18 protein-coding genes and 1 pseudogene are annotated in these 22,698 nt (G+C 73.3%); 7 read left to right on the top strand and 12 right to left on the bottom strand.

From position 1 onward, the window contains the following. Nucleotides 1-1,489, bottom strand: a 1,489-nt coding sequence (locus tag EF918_RS15900; protein WP_125646118.1) for an MFS transporter, incomplete at its 3' end; no start/stop codon positions are given. A gap of 33 nt (nucleotides 1,490-1,522) precedes the next feature. On the opposite strand from EF918_RS15900, the gene dusB reads away from it, so the two are divergent. The 4 genes from dusB (at nucleotide 1,523) to EF918_RS15920 (ending at nucleotide 7,776) form a co-directional block, all read left to right on the top strand. Further along, nucleotides 1,523-2,683 carry a tRNA dihydrouridine synthase DusB gene (gene dusB, locus EF918_RS15905; protein WP_125646120.1) on the top strand — a complete coding sequence of 387 codons (1,161 nt, stop codon included), beginning with the start codon at nucleotides 1,523-1,525 and terminating at the stop codon, nucleotides 2,681-2,683. Nucleotides 2,684-3,049: 366 nt separating this feature from the next. Then, entirely contained in the window at nucleotides 3,050-5,761 is a 2,712-nt protein-coding gene (gene ppdK / locus EF918_RS15910; RefSeq protein WP_125646122.1) for a pyruvate, phosphate dikinase, read from the top strand. Between the two features lie 398 nt (nucleotides 5,762-6,159). After that, entirely contained in the window at nucleotides 6,160-7,164 is a 1,005-nt protein-coding gene (locus EF918_RS15915; protein WP_125646124.1) for a helix-turn-helix domain-containing protein, read from the top strand. A 189-nt stretch (nucleotides 7,165-7,353) separates the two neighbouring features. Then, a complete protein-coding gene (locus EF918_RS15920; RefSeq protein ID WP_125646126.1) occupies nucleotides 7,354-7,776 on the top strand; it encodes a VOC family protein in 423 nt (140 codons plus the stop codon). 36 nt (nucleotides 7,777-7,812) lie between these two features. On the opposite strand, the gene nirD is transcribed toward EF918_RS15920, so the two are convergent. From nirD to EF918_RS15935, 3 genes are read right to left on the bottom strand one after another with little or no spacing between them, the layout of a single operon-like run. Continuing rightward, a complete protein-coding gene (gene nirD / locus EF918_RS15925; protein WP_125646128.1) occupies nucleotides 7,813-8,145 on the bottom strand; it encodes a nitrite reductase small subunit NirD in 333 nt (110 codons plus the stop codon). Continuing rightward, nucleotides 8,142-10,682, bottom strand: a complete 2,541-nt coding sequence (gene nirB / locus EF918_RS15930; protein ID WP_125646130.1) for a nitrite reductase large subunit NirB — start codon at nucleotides 10,680-10,682, stop codon at nucleotides 8,142-8,144. The genes nirD and nirB overlap by 4 nt, the downstream gene beginning before the upstream one ends. 2 nt (nucleotides 10,683-10,684) lie before the next feature. After that, nucleotides 10,685-11,929, bottom strand: a complete 1,245-nt coding sequence (locus EF918_RS15935; protein WP_125646132.1) for an NAD(P)/FAD-dependent oxidoreductase — start codon at nucleotides 11,927-11,929, stop codon at nucleotides 10,685-10,687. Between the two features lie 125 nt (nucleotides 11,930-12,054). On the opposite strand from EF918_RS15935, the gene EF918_RS15940 reads away from it, so the two are divergent. Continuing rightward, nucleotides 12,055-12,834 carry a TSUP family transporter gene (locus EF918_RS15940; RefSeq protein ID WP_125646134.1) on the top strand — a complete coding sequence of 260 codons (780 nt, stop codon included), beginning with the start codon at nucleotides 12,055-12,057 and terminating at the stop codon, nucleotides 12,832-12,834. Nucleotides 12,835-12,847: 13 nt separating this feature from the next. Here EF918_RS15940 and EF918_RS15945 read toward each other — a convergent pair whose 3' ends face one another. From EF918_RS15945 to EF918_RS15960, 4 genes are all read right to left on the bottom strand, one after another. Beyond that, the gene (locus tag EF918_RS15945; protein WP_125646136.1) at nucleotides 12,848-13,477 is read right to left on the bottom strand and encodes a class F sortase; all 630 of its coding nucleotides are present in this window, start codon (nucleotides 13,475-13,477) and stop codon (nucleotides 12,848-12,850) included. Nucleotides 13,478-13,636: 159 nt separating this feature from the next. Next, entirely contained in the window at nucleotides 13,637-14,179 is a 543-nt protein-coding gene (locus tag EF918_RS15950) for a hypothetical protein (RefSeq protein ID WP_260610248.1), read from the bottom strand. 217 nt (nucleotides 14,180-14,396) lie between these two features. Then, nucleotides 14,397-15,671 (bottom strand): HAMP domain-containing sensor histidine kinase, encoded by a 1,275-nt coding sequence (locus tag EF918_RS15955; protein ID WP_125646138.1) that lies wholly within the window; start codon nucleotides 15,669-15,671, stop codon nucleotides 14,397-14,399. Then, a complete protein-coding gene (locus EF918_RS15960; protein ID WP_185921758.1) occupies nucleotides 15,668-16,363 on the bottom strand; it encodes a hypothetical protein in 696 nt (231 codons plus the stop codon). Before EF918_RS15960 ends, EF918_RS15955 begins: the two co-directional genes overlap by 4 nt. A 157-nt stretch (nucleotides 16,364-16,520) precedes the next feature. Here EF918_RS15960 and cutA point away from each other — a divergent pair, with 157 nt between their 5' ends. Together cutA and EF918_RS15970 are read left to right on the top strand one after the other, a co-directional pair. Beyond that, nucleotides 16,521-16,862, top strand: coding sequence for a divalent-cation tolerance protein CutA (cutA, locus tag EF918_RS15965; protein ID WP_125646140.1), 342 nt, complete (start codon nucleotides 16,521-16,523; stop codon nucleotides 16,860-16,862). Beyond that, nucleotides 16,859-17,281, top strand: coding sequence for a gamma-glutamylcyclotransferase family protein (locus EF918_RS15970; protein ID WP_125646142.1), 423 nt, complete (start codon nucleotides 16,859-16,861; stop codon nucleotides 17,279-17,281). Before cutA ends, EF918_RS15970 begins: the two co-directional genes overlap by 4 nt. Before the next feature lie 10 nt (nucleotides 17,282-17,291). Here the strand turns inward: EF918_RS15970 and dnaG are convergent. The 4 genes and pseudogenes from dnaG to EF918_RS15990 all read right to left on the bottom strand — a co-directional run bounded on the left by dnaG (nucleotide 17,292) and on the right by EF918_RS15990 (nucleotide 22,693). Continuing rightward, nucleotides 17,292-19,185: pseudogene (gene dnaG, locus EF918_RS15975) on the bottom strand (DNA primase). Nucleotides 19,186-19,219: 34 nt separating this feature from the next. Continuing rightward, nucleotides 19,220-20,494 carry an NAD(P)/FAD-dependent oxidoreductase gene (locus tag EF918_RS15980; RefSeq protein ID WP_125646144.1) on the bottom strand — a complete coding sequence of 425 codons (1,275 nt, stop codon included), beginning with the start codon at nucleotides 20,492-20,494 and terminating at the stop codon, nucleotides 19,220-19,222. Between the two features lie 93 nt (nucleotides 20,495-20,587). Next, nucleotides 20,588-21,904, bottom strand: a complete 1,317-nt coding sequence (locus EF918_RS15985) for a deoxyguanosinetriphosphate triphosphohydrolase (RefSeq protein ID WP_125646147.1) — start codon at nucleotides 21,902-21,904, stop codon at nucleotides 20,588-20,590. A gap of 54 nt (nucleotides 21,905-21,958) precedes the next feature. Continuing rightward, nucleotides 21,959-22,693 (bottom strand): sirohydrochlorin chelatase, encoded by a 735-nt coding sequence (locus EF918_RS15990; protein ID WP_125646151.1) that lies wholly within the window; start codon nucleotides 22,691-22,693, stop codon nucleotides 21,959-21,961. Between the last annotated feature and the right edge of the window lie 5 nt (nucleotides 22,694-22,698).

Below are 22,698 nucleotides of genomic sequence, written 5' to 3' on the forward strand. Positions count from 1 at the left end.
CGCGCGGGGGAGCCCCTGCCGCGGCCGGTTCCGCCGGGGGTGGCGGGGCCTCCAGGGACTTCGCCGTCCGTTCGGCGGTCCGCCGGGCCCAGGCGCCGCTGGAGACGATGCCCACCACCAGCACCACCAGCCCGCACCAGGTGATCACCCACCAGGCCGGCCGCGCCGCGTCGGCGAAGCCGGCGGCCGGGAACGACGCGGAGGCGGCGTGCGAGCCCCCCGCCCCGGCCAGGCCCGCGGCCAGCACCGCGCCGATCACGGCGACGCCCAGGGTGCCGCCGGTCTGCCGGCTGGTGGCCGCGACCGCGGCGGCCACGCCGGCCTGGGCGCGCGGCATCCCGGAGACGGCCGTGTTGGTGATCGGCGAGTTGACCATGCCGAAGCCGATGCCGAACAGCACGTAGGCCAGCAGCATCAGCCCGTCGTGCCGCTCCGCCGCGAACGCGGCGAACAGCAGCGAGCTGGCGCCCATCCCGATCCCGGCGACCACCAGCGGCAGCCGCGGCCCCCGGCTGCCCACCAGCCGCCCCGACAGGGGTGCGATCAGGCAGGTCATCAGCGCCAGCGGCAGCATCCACAGCCCGGCGTGCAGGGCGTCGAGCCCCCGTACGTCCTGGAGGTAGAGGGTGGTCAGGAACAGGAAGCCGGACAGCGCGGCGAAGGCACTGACCGCGATCACGGTCGCCCCGCTGAACGGGACGCTGCGGAAGAACCGCGGGTCGATCAGCGGCTCCGCGCGCCGCGGCTCGTGCACGAGCAGCCCGACGAGCGCCGCCACCGCGACGGCCGCGCAGCCGAGCACCAGTCCCGAACGCAGCCCGGCCTCGGGCGCCTCGATGATCCCGTACGTCAGCGAGCCCAGCAGGGCCATGATCAGCAGCTGCCCCACGGGGTCGGGCCGGCGCGGCCGCGGGGCCCGGGACTCGGGGATGAACCTCAGGGTCAGGGCGAGGGCGACCAGCCCGATCGGCAGGTTGAGCCAGAAGATGGAACGCCAGCCCACCGAGTCCACCAGGACGCCGCCCACCAGCGGCCCGGCCGCCATCGAGATGCCGGCCACACCGCCCCAGACGCCGATCGCCCGGGCCCGTTCGGCCGGATCGGTGAAGGTGTTGGCGATGATGGACATCGCGACGGGATTGAGCATGGCCGCGCCGACCGCCTGGACCACCCGGAAGGCGATGAGCCAGTCGAGGGTCGGCGCGAGCGAGCACAGCAGCGAGCCCGCCAGGAACACGCACAGCCCGGTCGTGAACACCTTGCGGCGCCCGATCCGGTCGCCGGTGGACCCGGCCAGCATCAGCAGCGTGGCCATGGTCAGGGTGTAGGCGTCGATGGTCCACTGCATGCCGGCCACGGAGCCGTGCAGCTCGCGTCGCATCTGGGGCAGGGCGACGTTGAGGACGGTGTTGTCGAGGCTCACGATCAGCAGGCTCAGACAGCAGATCGCCAGCACGACCATGCGCCGCCGGTGGCTCAGCTCGGTCATGCCGCGAGCTTACGAACAATGGGGCGCGGCGGCATGCGCGACAATGGGGGGATGACCACGCTGCCTCCCGCCCTCGCGATCGGCCCGCACACCGTGCAGCCGCCGGTGGTGCTCGCGCCGATGGCCGGCATCACCAATGCCCCGTTCCGTACCCTGTGCCGCGAGTTCAGCGACGGCAAGGGCCTGTACGTGAGCGAGATGATCACGACCCGGGCGCTGGTCGAGCGCAACGACAAGACCATGCAGCTGATCCACTTCGACGCGACCGAGAAGCCCCGGTCCGTGCAGCTGTACGGGGTGGATCCGGCGACCGTGGGCAAGGCCGTCCGGATGATCGTCGAGGAGGACCTCGCCGACCACATCGACCTGAACTTCGGCTGCCCCGTCCCCAAGGTCACCCGCAAGGGGGGCGGCTCCGCGCTGCCGTACAAGCGGAACCTGCTGCGGGCGATCCTCAAGGAGGCCGTCGGCGGGGCCGGCGACCTGCCGGTCACCATGAAGATGCGCAAGGGCATCGACGACGACCACCTCACCTACCTGGACGCCGGCCGGATAGCCGTCGAGGAGGGCGTGACCGCGATCGCCCTGCACGGGCGCACCACCGCCCAGCACTACGGCGGCACCGCCGACTGGGAGGCCATCGCCCGGCTCAAGGAGCACGTCCCCGAGATCCCGGTGCTCGGCAACGGCGACATCTGGTGCGCCGAGGACGCGCTGCGCATGGTCCGCGAGACCGGCTGCGACGGAGTGGTCGTCGGCCGGGGGTGCCTGGGCCGTCCGTGGCTGTTCAACGACCTGGTGGCGGCCTTCGAGGGTCGGCCGCAGGACTACTACGCGCCCTCCCTGCGCGAGGTGGCGGACGTGATGGTCCGGCACGCGACGCTGCTGGGGGAGTGGATCGGTGACGAGGCGCGCGGGGTGATCGACTTCCGTAAGCACGTGGCCTGGTACCTCAAGGGCTTCTCGGTGGGTTCCGAGATGCGCAAGAAGCTCGCGGTCACCTCCTCCCTGGCCGAACTGGGCGCTCATCTGAGCGAGCTTGATCTGGACCAGCCGTGGCCCGAGGGTGCCGACGGTCCGCGGGGCCGGACGTCCGGAAACAACCGGGTTGTCCTGCCGGACGGGTGGCTGAAGGACCCCTACGACTGCGCCTGGGTGAGTGAGGACGCGGAGCTGGACACGTCCGGAGGGTGAGAAAACCCCTCCCATCTGAGCGTGAGATACGCCACGCATGGGTGGGGTTGCGCTCAGATGAGCGTGATTATCACGGCTAAGACTTTCAAAGGGTGGCACTGGGTGCCACCCTTTGTTCGTTCAAGACTTGAACGCAAATGTATCGATGATCGCTCATCCGAGCACGATCAAGCGGAACTGGGCCGATCGGGCTTCGGGTAGTGAAGGCAGATCGCCTGTTCAGGCTACCCATCAGTTACTTTCGATCCATGGGCGCACGGGTGGTTACAGCCATATGACGGCCAAGTGGACGTACCCAGACGCCTTCGATCTGGGTATGTTCCTCGCCGTCAGGGCAGCCACCGAGTCGTCGAGGAGTCGAGACCCGTGTCGGAAATCAAAGAGCAGAAGTTCGTCTACGACTTCACGGAGGGAAACCGCGACCTCAAGGACCTTCTCGGCGGCAAGGGTGCCAACCTCGCCGAGATGACCAACCTGGGTCTGCCGGTCCCTCCCGGCTTCACCATCACCACCGAGGCCTGCAAGGTCTACCTGGACAGCGGCGAGGAACCCGCCGCGCTGCGTGACGAGGTCAGCGCCCACCTGGACGCCCTCGAGCAGAAGATGGGCAAGAAGCTCGGTCAGTCCGACGACCCGCTCCTGGTCTCCGTCCGGTCCGGCGCCAAGTTCTCGATGCCCGGCATGATGGACACCGTCCTCAACATCGGCCTCTCCGACGAGTCCGTGACCGGCCTCGCCTCCCAGGCCGGTGACGAGCGCTTCGCGTGGGACTCGTACCGCCGCCTCATCCAGATGTTCGGCAAGACCGTCCTCGGCGTCGACGGCGAGCACTTCGAGGAGGCCCTGGAGGCCGCCAAGGAGGCCAAGGGCGTCACCGTCGACACCGACCTGGACGCGGCCGACCTCAAGAAGCTGGTCGAAGAGTTCAAGAAGATCGTCAAGACCGCGACCGGCCGCGACTTCCCGCAGGCCCCGCGCGAGCAGATGGACCTCGCCATCAAGGCGGTCTTCGACTCCTGGAACGGCGACCGCGCCAAGCTCTACCGCCGCCAGGAGCGCATCCCGCACGACCTCGGCACCGCCGTCAACGTCTGCTCCATGGTCTTCGGCAACCTCGGCCCCGACTCGGGCACCGGCGTCGCCTTCACCCGGGACCCCGCCAGCGGCCACCAGGGCGTCTACGGCGACTACCTGCAGAACGCGCAGGGCGAGGACGTGGTCGCGGGCATCCGCAACACCGTGCCGCTCGCCGATCTGGAGCAGATCGACAAGAAGTCCTACGACCAGCTCATGCAGATCATGGAGACGCTGGAGACCCACTACAAGGACCTCTGCGACATCGAGTTCACCATCGAGCGCGGTCAGCTCTGGATGCTCCAGACCCGGGTCGGCAAGCGCACCGCCGGCGCCGCCTTCCGCATCGCCACCCAGCTCGTGGACCAGGGCCTGATCGACGAGGCCGAGGCCCTCCAGCGGGTCACCGGCGCCCAGCTCGCGCAGCTGATGTTCCCCAAGTTCGACGAGCAGGCCAAGGTCGAGCAGATCGGCCGCGGCATCGCCGCCTCCCCGGGCGCGGCCGTCGGCAAGGCCGTCTTCGACTCGTACACGGCCGTGAAGTGGTCCCGGTCCGGCGAGAAGGTCATCCTGATCCGCCGCGAGACCAACCCGGACGACCTGGACGGCATGATCGCGTCCGAGGGCATCCTGACCTCGCGCGGCGGCAAGACCTCGCACGCCGCCGTCGTCGCCCGCGGCATGGGCAAGACCTGTGTCTGCGGCGCCGAGGAGCTCGACGTCGACACCAAGCGCCGCCGGATGACCACCTCCTCCGGGCAGGTCGTCGAGGAGGGCGACGTCGTCTCCATCGACGGCTCCACCGGCAAGGTCTACCTCGGTGAGGTACCCGTCGTACCGTCGCCGGTCGTCGAGTACTTCGAGGGTCGGATGCACGCCGGCGCCGACGACGCCGACGAGCTGGTCGCCGCCGTCCACCGGATCATGGCCTACGCCGACCGCGTCCGCCGGCTGCGGGTGCGCGCCAACGCCGACAACGCCGAGGACGCCTCGCGCGCCCGCCGGTTCGGCGCCCAGGGCATCGGCCTGTGCCGCACCGAGCACATGTTCCTCGGCGAGCGCCGCGAGATGGTCGAGCGCCTGATCCTCGCCGACACCGAGGAGGAGCGCGACTCCGCCCTCGTCGAGCTGCTGCCGCTGCAGAAGAAGGACTTCACCGAGCTCTTCGAGGCGATGGACGGCCTGCCCGTCACCGTCCGTCTGCTCGACCCGCCGCTGCACGAGTTCCTGCCCGACATCACCGAGCTGTCGGTCCGGGTGGCGCTGGCCGAGGCCCGCAAGGACCCCAACGAGAACGACCTTCGCCTGCTCCAGGCCGTGCACAAGCTGCACGAGCAGAACCCGATGCTGGGTCTGCGCGGCGTCCGCCTGGGCCTGGTCATCCCCGGCCTGTTCGCCATGCAGGTCCGCGCCATCGCCGAGGCCGCGGCCGAGCGCAAGAACGCCAAGGGCGACCCGCGTGCGGAGATCATGATCCCGCTGGTGGGCACCGTCCAGGAGCTGGAGATCGTCCGCGAGGAGGCCGAGGCGGTCATCGCCGAGGTCGAGAAGGCCACCGGTGTCGAGCTGAAGCTCGCGCTGGGCACCATGATCGAGCTGCCGCGCGCCGCCGTGACCGCCGGTCAGATCGCCGAGGCCGCCGAGTTCTTCTCCTTCGGCACCAACGACCTGACCCAGACGGTGTGGGGCTTCTCCCGCGACGACGTCGAGGCCAGCTTCTTCACCGCCTACCTGGAGAAGGGCATCTTCGGGGTCTCGCCGTTCGAGACCATCGACAAGGACGGCGTCGGCTCCCTGGTGCGCCACGCGGTGCAGCAGGGCCGGGCCACCCGCCCCGACATCAAGCTCGGCGTCTGCGGCGAGCACGGCGGCGACCCCGAGTCGGTGCACTTCTTCCACGAGGTCGGCCTCGACTACGTCTCCTGCTCGCCGTTCCGGATCCCGGTCGCGCGACTGGAGGCCGGCCGCGCCGCCGCCGAGTCGAAGGGCTCCGACAGCCGCTGACCCGCGCACAGCGGCAGCACCACGGACCGCGCGCCTGCCCCCGGGTTCCCTGACCCCCGAGGGCAGGCGCGCCCACGTTTGTGGAAGAAGGCGATTGTTCAACAAATCTTTACGGCAGCAGGCGGCGGACGGATCCCCACCCGTCCACCGCCTGCTGTCAATCTGCCAGGCACGTCGGCGCTTCCCGGTGCGACCGACCGCCAGGCCCCGCAAAGCCCCCCACGGCCTTCGCGGAGCGTTTCGGTCGCACCGGAGTGTGCCTGGCGGAGTACAGGATTTCGGTTGTCACGCCCCTGCCGAAAGGGGTTTCAACTGTGGCCGAAAGGGCGTGGTGACGTCGTGTGACGGCATGCATACTCATGGGGCGGGGGGATTGCGGTTGCACAGGTGGGGGTTCGGTGCTGCGTATCCATTTCACTGGAGTGGACCTGGCACGCGTACGGATGGCAGGGCGTCCCGATGCGTTGTGGGAAACGATTCTGAGCTTTCACCGTTTAAGGGACCGGCGTGACGCCCGGCTGTTCGGTGAATGGCGCACGGAAACGCGGAGCAGGTTGAATACTGAAACACGTCTCCTCGGTGCGCTCATACCGAGTCGTGGCTATTTCCCCGATTTTCTCACTCCTGTTGAGGGGCAGTACGGGTGGGATGTCGGCCTTGACGCGTTGCGCGGGATACGGACGGAGCGGCTGCGGCGGGAGCTGTCCCTCGTGGCGGGCGGCGCACCACCGACCACCCGGCTACGGGAGTTCGCCGACGGCGGCGTACGCCAGGTGCCCCGGCTGCTGAACGAGCTGCGCGGCTACCACCGGGCGGCCGTGGAGCCGTACTGGACGCACATACAGGCCCAGATAGAGGCCGAACGGGCGGCACGCGGCCGCGCGCTGCTCGACGGCGGGGCCGACGAGCTGCTGGCCTCGCTGCCGCCGATGCTGCGCTGGCGGGCCCCGGTGCTGGAGTGCGACTACCCGGTGGACCGGGACGTCCGGCTGCGGGGCCGCGGTCTGCTGCTCCAGCCGTCGTTCTTCTGCCGGCGCACCGCGGTCACCCTGCACGACCCGGAGCTGCCGCCGGTGCTGGTCTACCCCGCCGCGGCCCATCTGGCCTCGGCACCCACGTGCGGCGAGGGCGTGCGCCCCACCAGCCTGGACGACCACCGGCAGAAGACCCTGGGCAAGCTGGTCGGGCACACCCGCTCGGTGGTGCTGCGGGCCATCGGCGACGGCGCCACCACCAGCGAACTGGCCCGCCGCGCCGGGGTCTCGCTGGCCTCGGCCAGCCAGCACGCCTGCGTGATGCGCGAGGCGGGCCTGGTGACCACCCTGCGCCGGGGCAACGCCGTGCTGCACACGGTCACCCCGCTGGGCGCGGCCCTGCTCAAGGGCGGCGCGGCGGCCTCGTAGCCTTCCCGGGCCCCGGCCGGGCGTTCCCGCCCGGCCGGGGCCCGTGCCCGTGTCAGCGCCCGGGCCGGCCCGGAAGGAAAGGCCGGAAAAGGATTTCTCCGACGGCGATGAGTTTCCGCGCCGCCCCCGGTCTCCTTTACGACAGCGTGACCCGAGGGCCCGGCGGGCCGGAGCAGAGAGCAGAGCGAGATGTCGCAGTCGCAGACCCCCCAGACCATGATCTTCGTCAACCTGCCGGTCAAGGACCTCGACGCCAGCAAGGCGTTCTGGACCGCGCTCGGCTACTCCTTCGACGACCGGTTCACCGACGAGACCGCCGCCTGCCTGGTCATCAGCGACACGATCTACGCGATGCTGCTGACCGAGGCCAAGTTCAAGGAGTTCACCCACAAGGCCGTCGCCGACACCGCCACCACCGCCCAGACCCTGCTGTGCCTGAGCGCCGCCGGCCGCGAGGCCGTCGACGCTCTGGTCGACACGGCGGTCGGGGCCGGCGGCACCGAGCCGCGCCCGGCCATGGACCACGGGTTCATGTACATGCGCGGCTTCGAGGACCTCGACGGCCACACCTGGGAGATCATGTGGATGGACCCGGCGGCCACCCAGGGCTGAGCGCCGTACGCCCCTCCTGCGCCGTCCTGCGCCGTCCTACGAGGTCGCGGCGGTCCGGACCGGGTAGGTGCGGACCGTCACCCCGTCGTCGTCCAGGCAGCGCCCCGACTCCAGGTCGAAGCGCTGCTTGAGCAGCGGCGACGCCACGAACACCCGGCCGTCCGAGCAGCCGGTCAGCCCCCGCGACAGCACCTGCGCCCCGGTGAACGGGTCCCGGTTGCTGATCGCGTACGGCCGGCCGTGGCGGTCGACGAAGACCGCGGCCTGGCTGCCGTCGGGCAGCAGCGCCGCCACCCCGCGACCGGGGATCAGCGCATCCAGCTCGCACACCGTCAGCCAGCCCTCGGCCACGCGTAGTTCGACGGTCATCGGGTGCCTCCCAGGGAGATCTGGAGCACGTCCAGGTCGGGCTTGACCTGCTCGCGCTCGGGAACGAACTTCACGGACGGGTCGGGGGCGCCGGGCGCGTTGACGAAGGACACGAACCGGCGCAGCCGGTCGGGGTCGTCCAGCGTCTCGGCCCATTCGTCGCGGTAGTGGGCCACGTGGTCGGCCATCAGGGACTCCAGCTCCGCGCACAGCCCCAGCGCGTCGTGGACGACGACGTCGCGCAGGTGGTCCAGGCCGCCCTCCAGCCGTTCCAGCCAGGCGGAGGTGCGCTCCAGACGGTCGGCGGTGCGGATGTAGAACATGAGGAACCGGTCGATCAGCCGGACGAGTTCGGCGTCGGACAGGTCCTGCGCGAGCAGGTCGGCGTGGCGCGGGGTGGCTCCGCCGTTGCCTCCGACGTACAAGTTCCAGCCATTCGCCGTGGCGATCACGCCGAAGTCCTTGCTCTGCGCCTCCGCGCACTCGCGGGCGCAGCCGGACACCGCCGACTTCAGCTTGTGCGGGGCGCGCAGGCCCCGGTAGCGCAGCTCCAGGTCGATGGCCATGCGGACGCTGTCCTGGACGCCGTAGCGGCACCAGGTCCGCCCCACGCAGGACTTCACGGTGCGCAGCGCCTTGCCGTACGCGTGCCCGGACTCGAAGCCGGCCGCGACCAGCCGGGCCCAGATCTGCGGGAGCTGGTCCACCCGGGCGCCGAAGAGGTCGATGCGCTGGCCGCCGGTGATCTTCGTGTAGAGACCGAAGTCCCGGGCCACCTCACCGATCACGATCAGCTTCTCGGGGGTGATCTCGCCGCCGGGGATGCGCGGGACGACCGAGTACGAGCCGTTGCGCTGGAGATTGGCCAGGAAGTGGTCGTTGGTGTCCTGCAGCGCGGCCTGTTCGTCGGCCAGTACGTACCCGGACGCGCCGATCGTCGGCGCCAGCGAGGCGATGATCGACCCGATAGCGGGCTTGCAGACCTCGCACCCGTCGCCGCCGCGGGCCGTGTCCCGGCCGTGGCTGTCGAGGAGCTGGGCGTACGAGGTCAGCCGCAGGGTGCGGACGATCTCGTAGAGCTCGGCCCGGGTGTGGGGGAAGCAGCCGCAGAGCCCTTTGTCGGTCCTGGCCGGCAGCAGCTCGCCGATCACCTTCACACAGCTGCCGCAGCCGGTGCCCGCCTTGGTGCACCTCTTGACCTCGGCCGGGGTGGTGCACGCGGTGACGGCCTTCTTGGTGACGTTGTGGCAGGAGCAGATCACCGCGTCGTCGGGCAGCGAGGCCGGTCCCGGGGCGGCCGCGCCGCCGGTCCCGGCCGGCAGCACCAGGCGTTCGGGGGCGGCGGGCGGCACCGAGCCGGTCAGTGGACGCAGCAGCCCGTAGGAGTCGGCGTCGCCGACCAGGACCCCGCCGAGGAGCACCCCGTCGGGGGAGACCACCAGCTTCTTGTAGACCCCGGAGCGGGAGTCGGAGTAGACGACGTCCAGGCTGCCCTCGGTGGCGCCGTGGGCGTCGCCGAAGGAGGCCACGTCCACGCCGAGCAGCTTGAGCTTGGTGGACAGGTCGGCGCCCGTGAACTCCCGCTCCCGGCCCAGCAGGTCGTCGGCGGCGGTCTCGGCCATCTCGTAGCCGGGGCCGACCAGGCCGTAGACCCGGCCGTCGACGGCCAGGGCGCATTCGCCGATCGCGTAGACGTGCGGGTCACAGGTGCTGCGGCAGCGGGCGTCGACGGCGATGCCGCCGCGCTCGCCGACGTCGAGGCCGCAGTCCCGGGCGAGCTGGTCGCGGGGGCGGACCCCGGCGGAGAAGACCACCAGATCGGTGGGGACGGTGGTGCCGTCCGACAGCCGCATGCCGCTGACCGAGCCGTCCGGGGCGTCGGCGAGCACCGCCTGGGTGGCGACCCCGGTGTGCACGGTCAGCCCCATGCCCTCGATCGTGCGCAGCAGGGCCGCGCCGCCGCCCTCGTCCACCTGGACCGGCATCAGCCGGGGCGCGAACTCCACGATCCGGGTGGCCAGGCCCAGCCCCTGCAGGGCGCCGGCCGCCTCCAGTCCGAGCAGGCCACCGCCGACGACGGCGCCGACGGCCTTGTCCGCGGCGTAGGACTCGATCGCGAGCAGGTCCTCGATCGTGCGGTAGACGAAGCAGCCGGGGGCGTCCTTGCCGGGCACGGGCGGCACGAAGGGGTAGCTGCCGGTCGCCAGGACCAGCACGTCGTACGGGACGACCCGCCCGGAGCGGGCGGTGACCGTACGGGCCGCGCGGTCGACGGCGACGGCCGGGTCGCCGAGCAGCAGCTCGATCCCGTGCTCCGCCAGGAACCCGGCGGGGGTCAGCGAGAGGTCCTCGGGGCTGCTGCCGGAGAAGTACGAGGTGAGGTGGACCCGGTCGTACGCCGGGCGGGGCTCCTCGCAGAGCACGGTGATCCGGTGCGTGGCGGTCAGGCCGCGCTCGGCGAGCGCCTCCAGGTACCGCTGGCCGACCATGCCGTGACCGACGAGGACGAGCGCGGGCCGGGTCGGGGGGTTGCTCATGATCAGGAGCCTCCGTCGTCGGTGAGCAGGTGGGACAGCTGGTCCAGGGGTTCGTCGCTCTCCCAGGTGCGCGCGAGGGCGCCCACGGTGGAGAGTTCGCCGAGCAGCAGCCCGCCGACGAGCCGGTCGCCGCGGACGACGACCTTGCGGTAGGTGCTGCGGGTGGCGTCGGCCAGGCAGACCACGTCGTCCCCGGGGCCGGGAGTGGTCTCGCCGAAGGCGGCGAGGTCGAGGGGGCCGGCCGGGCCGGCCAGGGTGAGCCGGGTCAGGGCGCGGGTGCCGGTGTACCGGGCGCCGGCCCGGCCCTGGAGCACCGCGGCGAGCACGTCGGCCTGTTCCAGCGCCGGCCCGGCCAGTCCGTAGGCCTGCCCGGCGTGCTCGGCGCAGTCGCCGACGGCGTGGACCCGGGGGTCCGAGGTGCGCAGCCGGTCGTCCACGAGGACGCCCGTGCCGACGGCCAGCCCGGCGGCCCGTGCGAGGCCGGTGCGGGGGCGTACCCCGCAGGCGAGGACCACCAGGTCGGCGTCGAGCCGGAACCCGTCGGCGAGGTCCACGCCGGTGACGGTGCGGCGGCTGCCGACCGGGACGGTCGCCAGGCCCCGGACCCGGCACCCGGTGTGGACCTCCACGCCGAGGGCGGTCAGATGGGCGTGCAGCAGGCCGGCGGCGCCCTCGTCGAGCTGGCGCTCCATCAGACGGCCGCCCTGCTGGGCCAGGACCACCTGCGCGCCGCGGACGGCCAGGGCGCGGGCGGCGGAGACCCCGAGGAGCCCGCCACCGATCACCACGGCCCGCAGGCCCGGCCGGTCACGGAGGGCGTCCGACAGAGCCAGGCAGTCGGTCATCGTGCGGAAGGCGTGCACCCCGTCGGGCAGCGCGCCTGCGCCACCGGTCCGCGGGGCCTCCAGGTCGAACAGGCCGCGCAGCGGCGGCAGCACCGGGTTCGAGCCGGTGGCCAGGACCAGGGTGCCGTACGGCTCGGTCGTGCCGTCGTCGCAGTGGACCAGCCGCGCGGCCCGGTCGACGCGGACCGCCCGCACGCCCCGGCGCAGGGCCGGTCCCGGATCGGGCAGGGCCGCCACCTCGGGGGCGAACCGCCCGGCGAGGACCTCGGCGAGGAGGACCCGGTTGTACGGGGCGTGGCTCTCCTCGCCCAGGACGGTCACCGGGGCGGGGGCCAGACGCTGAGCGAGCCGCAGGCCCGCGAGGCCGGCGCCGATCACCACCACGCGCTCTCGGAAGGTCATGCCCCGAGCGTGCGCGGCTGCTGTTTCCCGTCCGCATCGCCGCGGTTACCCGGACGGAACGCCGACCTCTTCCCGTAAGGGCCGCACCTGTGAGCCGTCGAACACGTGCGCCATAGGGTGGCGCCGTGCCTGACATATCTCTGACGATGATCATCGTGCTGTGCGCGGCCGCCGCGGCGGCCGGGTGGATCGACGCCGTGGTGGGCGGCGGCGGGCTGCTGCTCCTGCCCGCGCTGATGCTCGGCCTGCCCTCGAACGTCCCGCTGACCCATGCCCTCGGCACCAACAAGGCCGTGGCGATCGTCGGCACCACCGGCGCGGCGGTCACCTTCGCCCGCAAGGCCCCGGTGGACGTGCGGACCGCGGTGCGGATCGGCCTGGCGGCGATGGCGGGGGCGATGGGCGGGGCCCTGCTGGCCGGCGTGTTCAGCAAGGACACCATGCGCCCGGTGATCATGGTCGTGCTGCTGCTGGTCGCCGCGTTCGTGCTCTTCCGGCCGTCCTTCGGCGCGACGGCGGCCACCGGGCCGGTCGGCCGCGGCCGGGTGGTCGCCGCGATCCTCCTCGCGGGGCTGGGCATCGGCTTCTACGACGGGCTGATCGGACCCGGTACGGGCACGTTCCTGGTGCTGTCGCTGACGGCGCTGCTGCACCTGGACCTCCTGACCGCCTCGGCCACCGCCAAGATCGTCAACGTCGGCACCAACGCCGGCGCCCTGGCCGTCTTCGCCACCCGCGGCGACGTGCTGTGGCAGCTGGCCGCGCTGATGGCGGCGTTCAACCTGCTCGGCGGGATGGCCGGGGCCCGGATGGCGCTGCGCAAGGGCAGCGGCTTCGTCCGCGGGGTGCTGCTGACCGTCGTGGTGGCCCTGGTGGTCAAGCTGGGACTGGAGCAGTGGGCGTGAGGCCCGGGCGGCCTCAGCGGGTCCCGGTCAGATGGGCGAAGACCACCACGTTGCCCTGGTAGCCCGTCCGTGGGGAGAACGCCCCGCCGCAGGTGATCACCCGCAGTTCGGCGTGCGGGGACGGGCCGTACACCAGCCGGTCGGGGAAGCGGCTCGCCGGGAAGACGGCCACCGCGTGGACGGTGAAGACGGCGGTACGGCCGTCCGCGCGCGGAATCTCGATCGTGGCGCCCCGGCGCAGCGCGCCCAGCCGGTAGAACACGGCAGGGCCGGTGGCGTGGTCCACGTGCCCGGCGACGATCGCGGTGCCGACCGACCCCGGCGTGGTGCCGTCGCGGTACCAGCCGGCGAGGTCGCGCCGGGCCGGCGGCGGGACCTCCAGCCGGCCCTCGGCGTCCAGACCCAGGCCGGTCAGCGGGGCGTCGACCTCGATCGAGGGGATCCGGATCCGCAGCGGCGGCGACCCCGGCAGGGGCTCGGCCCCGCCGGCGGGGACGCCGGCGGCCTCGGCCTCGCCGGCGGGGGGCAGCGGCGGGCGGACCTGCTCGGTGGAGCCGGTGACCACCAGCCACAGCCCGGTGCAGGCGGCCAGCGCCACCAGGACGGTGCGACCGGGTCGCCGGGACCGCCGCTCGCCGTGCATGCTCCGCCCCCTCGGGTCGTGCGCCCGCCCGTCCGCCGGGCGGTGGTCGGTTCTCGACGTGGCCGTCGCCCGCACCCGCGAACGGGGGGACCTCGCGGGGCGGGCGACGGAGGGGCGGTACCGGTACGGACCGCGGTCGGGGGCCGCGGTGGGCGCCCGTCAGCTCCGCGTGCCGCTCGCCCGGCGACGCAGGAGCCAGGTACCGCCGACGGCGGTGGCGGCCAGCACTGCCGCTCCCGCCGCGACGCGGGCGGGGTCGGCGGCGGTCTTCGTACCGCCGCCCACCCCGGTGCGCACGTGCCCCTGGGGGCCGTGCTCGGTGACGACCAGGTCGCCGGTGGCGAACCTGCCGTCGGCGCAGGTCGCCCCGATCTCGTAGGTGCCCGGGCGGGTGCCGCGGCCGACCTTGAACTGGCCCGTCACGACCTCCTTGCGGGTACCCGGGGCCAGCCGGAAGCGGCCGCCGCCGACCATGGTCGCGTCGCCGTCGGCCGTGCCGTGGCCGCCGCAGGCGGCGGTGTTCGCGGTCACGGTCGCGCCGGGCGCGGCCGACCTCGGCCAGACCTCCAGCTTCGCGAAGTCGCCGGGTGCGAAGATGCCCGCGCCGAAGTCCGCGGCGGCCACCGCGCCCGCGACCGGGCCGGCGAACGCGGCGCAGGTCAGTGCGGTGGCGGTGAGCGCGTGGGTGGTACGGCGACGCATGCGGGCTCCTGCCGATCCTGGGACGGTCGCGTGGTCGTGATCCGAGATAAGCCGGTCGGTGCCGCGGGCGCCTGTCGAAGGCGGGGCCCTGGCGGGCGGGCCGGGCGTCCGTGAGCGCGTCGTTGCAGGTCAGAGGCGGTGTCGAGGCATCAGGGGTGATGCGCGCCGTCCGGGTGATGGGGGCTGTTCCGGGGCGCGGACGTCACGGAAGGCCCTGTCACGCGGGTGGGAGGAGCAGTTCGGCCGTGGCTCCGCCGTCGGGGGCGTTGGAGAGGGTGGTGCGGGCGCCTATCACCTGGGCCTGGCCCAGGGCGATGGTCAGGCCCAGGCCGGTGCCCTGACCGCGTTCCGCGGCGCCGGTCAGGAAGCGCTGGGGGCCGTGCCGCAGCAGCCGGTCCGGGTAGCCGGGGCCGTGGTCGCGGACGGTGATGCGGCGGTCGTCCACGTGGACCTCCACCGGGCCGCCGCCGTGCCGCCTGGCGTTGGCCAGCAGATTGGCCAGGATCCGCTCCAGGCGGCGGCGGTCGGTGCGGACGAGGGTCTGCTGATGGGCGCCGTGGACCTCGGCCGTGACGCCGGAGCGCCGCACGATCGAGGCCACCAGCGGGCCCACGGGATGGGTCTCCAGGGCCGGCTGCTCGCAGTGGGCGTCCAGCCGGGCCACCTCCAGCAGGTCCTCGGTCAGGGTGCGCAGCGCGGCCACCCGGTCCCGGACCAGCTCGGTCGGGCGTCCCGGGGGCAGCAGCTCGGCGGCGGTGTGCAGGCCGGTCAGGGGAGTGCGCAGCTCGTGGGCCACATCGGCGGTGAACCGCTGCTCGGCCTCCAGCCGGCGCTGGAGGCTGGCGGCCATGGTGTCCACCGCGTGGGAGAGGGCGGCGACCTCGTTCCTGGTGCCGGGCGCCCAGAAGTGGTCGATCCGCGCGTCCAGTTCGCCCGCGCTGATACGGCGGGCGGTCTCGGCGGCCGTGCGCAGGTCCTTGCCGAGCCGGCCGGCCAGGAGGCAACCGCCGACCGCGGCCAGCGCCACCACCCCGGCGCCGGAGGCCAGCAGCTGGCGGTCGAGGTCGGCGAGTTCGGCCGCCTCCTCCTTCAGGGGGAGGCGGACCGACAGGACGTGGGCGCCGCCGATGGGCCGGGCCGCCCACACCCCCGGGTCGGAACCGGTCAGGTCCAGGTACGTGGTGCGCTGCCCGGCGAGGGCGGCCTCCCGCAGCTCGGCCGGGACGCCGGGGCAGTCGATCCCGGCCTCGGCCTCGCCGACCTTGTCCGGGTCGAGCCGGCCGGTCAGCTCGTAGACGCGCCGTACGGTGATCAGCTGGTCGGTGGCCGTCTTGCGGGCCGCCTCGGCGATCTGGCGGCCCCGTGCCCCGTGGATGAGCAGGCCGATCGTCACCGCCACGAGGGAGCACCCGACGGCGAGCAGCAGCGCGATCTTCCACCTCAGGGAGAGGGTCCGGAACGGGCTGCGGCAGCGGGCGAGGACCCGCCTCACCGGGAGGCTCCGGGCGAGGGGGCCGGGGGCCGCTCCTGCAACTCCTCGCCGTCCCGGCCGGGCGGCGCCTTGGGGTAGCGCTTCTCGTCGCTCACGACGGTCATCCGCTCGCCGTCCCAGCGGTAGCGGACGGCCGCCTCGGTGCCGTCGCCGGCCGAGGTGCGCACCAGCAGGTCGACGCCCATGGAGTCCACGACCATCCGGGCACCCATGGTGAACAGCACCGGGTAGATCCGGCCCGCGTGGGCCCGGTACACGCTCAGGGCCGAGCGTCCGCTCTCGGTGTCGGCGGCCACGATCAGCTCCGGCTGTCCGTCCCCGGTCAGGTCCAGGTACACCGGCGGCCGCAGGCCCGGCCGGCCCGGGGCGGGGATCCAGCCCTTGGCGGCGTACACCTTCATCCGCCTGTCCGCCGTGACCACGGCCATGGCGTCGACCGCACCCAGCCCCTGCGCCGGTACCGGCGGCGCGCCGTCCAGGGGCTGGGGCGGCGGCTGGTGGTGGGAGACCGCGGAGCCCGGGGTGCCCGGGGCGCGGTCGGTCCAGGCCGGCCAGAGCGGGTCCGGCGTCGGCTGGGCGGAGACCGCCGGGGCCGGGGTCCCCGGGGCCAGCCCGCCGGGTGCGGCGCAGCCGCCGAGGGCGGCGGCGAGGCAGCAGACGGCGGCAGTGGCGCGGAAGGGAACTCTGGTCATCGCAGCCGTGACGCTAGGCCGCGCGTGTCACGGGCACCGGGAGGTTGTGTAACAGCGGTGCGTACGGTGGTGGGGCACGCGCACGTCGGGACCTCCGACCCGGTCGGACGCCCCTTTTGTTGCCCTTGTCGATCTTCTGTCCCTCCGAGGAGGTCCCGTGAGGTCCCCCGTGACGACCGTCCTGACCACCGTCGACTCGGCCGACGGCGCCACCGCGCTGGCCCGCGGCGCGGTGGCGGAACGGCTGGCCGCCTGTGCGCAGATCTCCTCGCCCGTCACCTCCGTCTACCGGTGGCAGGGCGCGGTCGAGACCGCCCAGGAGTGGCAGGTCCTGTTCAAGACCACCGTGGACCGCTACCCCCTGCTGGAGGCCTGGCTCCTCGCCGAGCACCCGTACGACACCCCGGAGATCATCGCCACCCCGGTGGTCCTGGGCAGCGCGGACTACCTGACCTGGGTCGCCGCCGAGGTCACGGACGGGCCGGAGGCGGCGCAGTGAGCGGTGACCTGCCGTTCTTCGTCTACGGCACCCTGCGGCCCGGCGAGCACAACCACGCCCTGTTCCTGCGCGGCCGCACCGCCGCCGAGGAGCCGGCCCGGCTGCCCGACGCCCTCCTGTACGACGGCCCCGGCTACCCGTACGCCGTCCACCACCCCGGCACCGAGGTCGTCGGCGAGCTGGTCACCCCGCTGGCCGGCAGCTACCCGGAGCTGCTCGCCGAACTGGACCGGCTGGAGGAGTACCACGGCCCCGACCGCCCCCTGAACGTCTACGACCGGCTGCCGCGCACGGTGCTGCGCGCCGACGGCACCGCCGTCCGCGCCTGGGTCTACCTGGCCGCCGGACCGGTGGCCCGCCGGCTGGCCCGGACCGGGACGCGGATACCCGGCGGCGACTGGCTCCGGCACCGGGCCTGAGCCCGGCCGGTCACAGCCCCGCCGCGCCCCGGTTGCGCAGCCGCTGCCCGTACTGCTGGAGCACCCACAGCTCCTCCTGGACCGCGGCGAGCTGCTCCGCCGGGGCGTGCGGGCCCAGGCGCGCCATGGTGCCCTGGATCTCGCGGACCCGGCGGTCCACCGCCCGCAGCCGGACCTGGACCAGCTGGGTGCCCGCATACACCTCGTCGACCGTCTTGGCGTGGATGGCCTCCACCGCCAGCTCGGTGACCAGCGCGCGGACGGTGTCGTTCGGCGCGGCCTCACGGACCCGGGCCAGATAACCCGCGTCGCCCGGCACCGCGCCGCCCGCCTCCTGGATGGCCTGGCGGACCGCCGCGTAGGGCGGGGCGGTGAACTCGTCCACGCCGTACGCGTCGAAGGCCGGCGCGACCAGCTCCGGGCGCTGGAGCGCCAGCTTCAGCAGCTCGCGCTCGGTGATGTGGACGGGGCTGCGCAGGTTCAGCGGCGGGCACCGTCTCGTAGCCGGGGCGCGCGGGCCGGCCGGAGCGGCCGGAGCCGGCGCCGGGCTGCGGGCGGTTGCCGCGCTCGCGGGCCCACATCGCCTGCAGGGCGACGCGCTTGACGACGAACTGCTCGTCGAGGATGCCCAGCATGCCCGCCAGCTGCACCGCCGACTCGTGCTGGATCGCGATGTTCTTGATCTTGGCCACGATCGGGGCGGCCTCGTCCAGCGCGGCCGCCCGGCCCGCCGGGTTCTCCAGGTTGTGCCGCGAGACGATGTGCCGCATCGCGAACTCGAACAGCGGCGTACGGGACTCCACCAGCGCGGACACGGCCGCCTCGCCCTCCGCCAGCCGCAGGTCGCACGGGTCCATACCGCCCGGGGTGATCGCGATGGAGGTCTCCGCCGCGAACTTCTGGTCGTCCTCGAACGCGCGCAGCGCCGCCTTCTGGCCCGCCGCGTCGCCGTCGAAGGTGAAGATCACCTCGGCGGTGGCGTTGTCCATCAGCAGCCGGCGCAGGATCTTGATGTGGTCCCCACCGAAGGCCGTCCCACAGGTGGCGATCGCCGTGGTCACCCCCGACAGGTGGCAGGCCATCACATCGGTGTAGCCCTCGACCACCACGGCCCGCGAGGTCCGGGCGATCTCCTTCTTCGCCAGGTCGATCCCGTAGAGGACCTGGGACTTCTTGTAGATGGGGGTCTCGGGGGTGTTCAGGTACTTCGGGCCGTTGTCGTCCTCGCGCAGCTTGCGCGCGCCGAAGCCGACCACCTCGCCGGTGATGTCCCGGATGGGCCACATCAGCCGGCCCCGGAACCGGTCGATCGGCTTGCCGCTGCGGCTGTCCTGGGCCAGGCCGGAGACGATCAGCTCCTTGTCGGTGAACCCCCGTCCGCGCAGGAACCGGGTCAGGTGGTCCCAGCCGGCCGGGCTGTAGCCGACACCGAAGTGCGCCGCCGCGGCCTGGTCGAAGCCCCGTTCGGCCAGGAACTTCCGGGCGATCTCCGCCTCGGGGCCCTCCAGCTGGCCGACGTAGAACTCGGCCGCCGCCTTGTGCGCCTCCACCAGCCGGATGCGCTCGCCGCGCCCGCTGGTGCCGGCGGTGTAGCCGCCCTCCTCGTAGCGCAGGGTGATGCCGGCCTGACCGGCGAGGCGCTCGACCGCCTCCGAGAACGAGAGGTGGTCGATCTTCATGATGAAGTCGAGGGTGTCCCCGCCCGCCTGGCAGCCGAAGCAGTGGTACAGCCCCTTGCTGGGGCTGACCTGGAAGGACGGGGACTTCTCGTCGTGGAAGGGGCACAGGCCCTTGAGGTTGCCGCCGCCGGCGTTGCGCAGCTGGAGGTACTCGGACACCACGGCGTCGATCGGGACCGCGTCCCGGACCGCCTTCACGTCGTCGTCGTTGATCCTGCCTGCCACGCGTGAATTCTACGGCCGGGCCGCGGCGCTTCCGTCAGCCGCCCTGCCCGCTCACCAGGGACTCCAGCGGAACGGCCGGATCCGCCAGCGCGTCCCGGTCGGGGACGGCGGCCGTCCGGATCATGGCCTGGATCGGGTCGGTGACGTCCCACACGTTCACGTTCATGCCCGCCAGCACCCGGCCCTCGGACAGCCAGAAGGCGATGAACTCCCGCTTGCCCGCGTCGCCGCGGATCACCACCTCGTCGTACGAGCCCGGCGGGGCCCAGCCGGAGTACTCCAGGCCCACGTCGTACTGGTCGGAGAAGAAGTACGGGATGCGGTCGTAGCTGACCTCCTGGCCCAGCATGGACCGCGCGGCGGCCGGGCCCCCGTTGAGCGCGTTCGCCCAGTGCTCCACCCGCAGCCGGGTGCCCAGCACCGGATGGTGGGCGGCGGCCACGTCGCCCACGGCGTAGATGTCCGGGTCCGAGGTGCGCAGGCTCGCGTCCACCACGATGCCGCCGCCGTGCTCCCGGTCGACCAGGGCCAGCCCCGAGGTCTCGGCGAGGGCGGTACGGGGCGTGGCGCCCACGGCGGCCAGCACGGCGTGCGCCGGGTGCTCCTCGCCGTCGTCGGTCCGGGCGGCCAGCACCATGCCGTCCGTCCCGGTGATCTCGGTGAGGCGGCCCCCGAAGTGGAAACGCACCCCGTGCTCGGCGTGCAGGTCCCGGAAGAAGCCGCCCAGCTCCGGGCCGAGCACCGCGTGCAGCGGCGTCGGCAGCGGCTCCACCACGGTGACCTCGGCGCCGTAGCCGCGGGCGGCGGCCGCCACCTCCAGACCGATCCAGCCGGCCCCCGCGATCAGCAGGTGCCCGTTGTCCCGGCCGAGGGTGCCCAGTACCCCGCGCAGCCGCTCGGCGTGCGCCAGGCGCCGCAGGTGGTGCACCCCCGCCAGGCCCGTGCCGGGGATGTCCAGCCGGCGCGGCTCGGCGCCGGTGGCCAGCAGCAGCTTGTCGTAGTGCAGGGCGGTTCCGTCGCCGAGGACGACCCGCTTGTGCTCCCGGTCGAGCTGGACCGCCGGCTGGCCGAGGTGGAGCTCGACGTTCGCGCGGGCGTACCAGGACGGCTCGTGCACGAAGACGCTGTCGCGCTCCTCCTTGCCCGCCAGGTAGCCCTTGGACAGCGGCGGGCGTTCGTAGGGGTGGTCGCGCTCGTCGCCGATCAGGATCACCCGGCCGGTGAACCCCTCCGACCTCAGCGTCTCGGCCGCTTTCGCCCCGGCCAGCCCCGCGCCGACGATGACGAACGTCCGGTGTGCGTCGACCACCTGATGCCTCCTCATAACCTCTGCGCCACATACGACCACATGCGAGCGTCCCGCACCGAGCCTGCCGCGTGAAGGGGCCGTGGCGCGATCAGCTCACCCGTCGGCGCGTCGCGCGCGGCGGGTGAGGCGGTCGTGCAAGGAGCGCGCGGACGCGTCGGTCAGGCACGCGATCTGGTCGATGACCGCGCGTTTGCGCGCCCGGTCGTCGGGTGCCGCGTCGAAGACGGCGCGGAACTGCGGCTCCAGGCCCTCGGGCGCCCGGGCGTGCAGCGCCTCGGCCAGTTCGGCCAGGACGATGCGCTGGTCGGCGCGCACCCGCTCCTGCTCCTCGCGCTGCATCACGTACAGGTCGGCCACCGCCTTCAGGACGGCGCACTCGTTGCGGGTGGCGCGCGGGACGACCAGCTCGGCGGCGTACCGGGTGAGCCGGCCCGTACCGTACGCCGCCCGGGTCGCGCCCTCGGCGGCCAGGCAGAAGCGGCCGATGAGCTGGCTGGTGGCGTCCTTCAGGCGGGCCTGGGCGACCGCGGAGCCGTCGTAGCCGTGCGGCCACCACTCCTCCTCCATCAGCCGGTCCAGGGCCTCGCGCAGCTCGTCGGGGTCGGTCCCGGCGGGGACGTAGCGGCCGATCGCCACCTGCCAGATGGCACGCCGCTCGGGGTCGGAGAAGAGCAGGTTGGGGTCGATGTGGCCGGCGTGCAGCCCGTCCTCGAAGTCGTGCACCGAGTACGCCACGTCGTCCGCCCAGTCCATGACCTGGGCCTCGAAGCACTTGCGGTCGGCGGGCGCGCCCTCGCGCAGCCAGGCGAAGACCGGCAGGTCGTCCTCGTACGCCCCGAACTTGACCGAGTCCGGGTCGGTGGGGTGACCGCCGCGCGGCCAGGGGTACTTGGTGGCCGCGTCCAGCGAGGCCCGGGTGAGGTTCAGCCCGACGCTGACCAGCTCCCCGGTGGCCGGGTCGGGGACGAACCGCTTGGGTTCGAGCCGGGTCAGCAGGCGCAGCGACTGGGCGTTGCCCTCGAAGCCGCCGCAGTCCTTGGCGAAGTCGTTGAGCACCTCCTCGCCGTTGTGCCCGAAGGGCGGGTGCCCCATGTCGTGCGCGAGGCAGGCCGTCTCCACCAGGTCCGGGTCGCAGCCGAGGGCGGCGCCGAGCTCCCGGCCGACCTGGGCGCACTCCAGCGAGTGGGTCAGCCGGGTGCGGGGGCTGGCGTCCCAGTCGTAGGAGCGGGTGCCGGGCGTGACGACCTGCGTCTTGCCGGCCAGCCGGCGCAGGGCCGCGGAGTGCAGCACCCGTGCGCGGTCGCGCTGGAAGGCGGTCCGGCCGGGCCGTTTGTCGGGCTCGGGGTCCCAGCGCTCGGTGGCGGACGGATCGTACGGATCGTGGCCGGGGGCGGGTGCGGTGCCTTCCATGCAAAAACGGTAACCGGAAGGACTGACAAAACGGGATCAGGCGGTTCGGACGGTTCAGGCGGTGACCAGTTCCGGCCGCTGCGGGGCCGGGGTCGTCCGGGTACGGGCCTGGTCGTAGCGGTGCAGCAGCAGCCGGGCGAGGGCCGGGTGGGCGCCGAGCGGGGCGGCGGCCGGTCCGGCGGCGGCCGCGGCGGCCTGGGCGGCGAACCGTCCCGGGGCGGCGAAGTACGAGGCCACGGCGGTGCGGTGGTGGCCGCGGGCGACCAGGGCCCGGACCGCTTCGGCCGGGGTGGGGGAGACGGCCGAGGCGTACGCGGGCACCACGGGGACGTCCCCGCCCAGGCGTTCGGCGAGCTGGGCGGCGCAGGCACGGGCGTCGGCGGCCGAATCGGGGTCGCGGGAGCCCGCGGCGGCCAGCACCACCGCGGTCCCCGGGGTCCAGCCCGCCTGGAGCAGCCGGTCGTACAGGGCCTCGACCAGGAGCGGGTGCGGGCCGAGCGGCGCGGCCACGGCCGTGCGCAGGTGCCGGGCCCGGGCGGCGGCCCGCGGCAGGTCGTGCTTGACGTGGTGGCCGCGGCCCAGCAGCAGTGGGACGAGCACCGCCGCGCCGCCCGGGGGCAGCGCGCCGAGGGTGTCGTCCAGCAGCGGGGCGGTCAGCTCGACGTGGCCGAGCCGGACGTCGAGGTGGGGGCGCAGTTCCCGGACCCGCCGCAGCAGGGTCCGGGCGGTGAGCAGGGCCTCGGGGTCGCGGCTGCCGTGGGCGACGGCGACGAGGGTGGGCTGCTGCATGGGCG

Source organism: Streptomyces sp. WAC06614 (genome assembly GCF_003949795.1).
GTDB lineage: Bacteria > Actinomycetota > Actinomycetes > Streptomycetales > Streptomycetaceae > Streptomyces.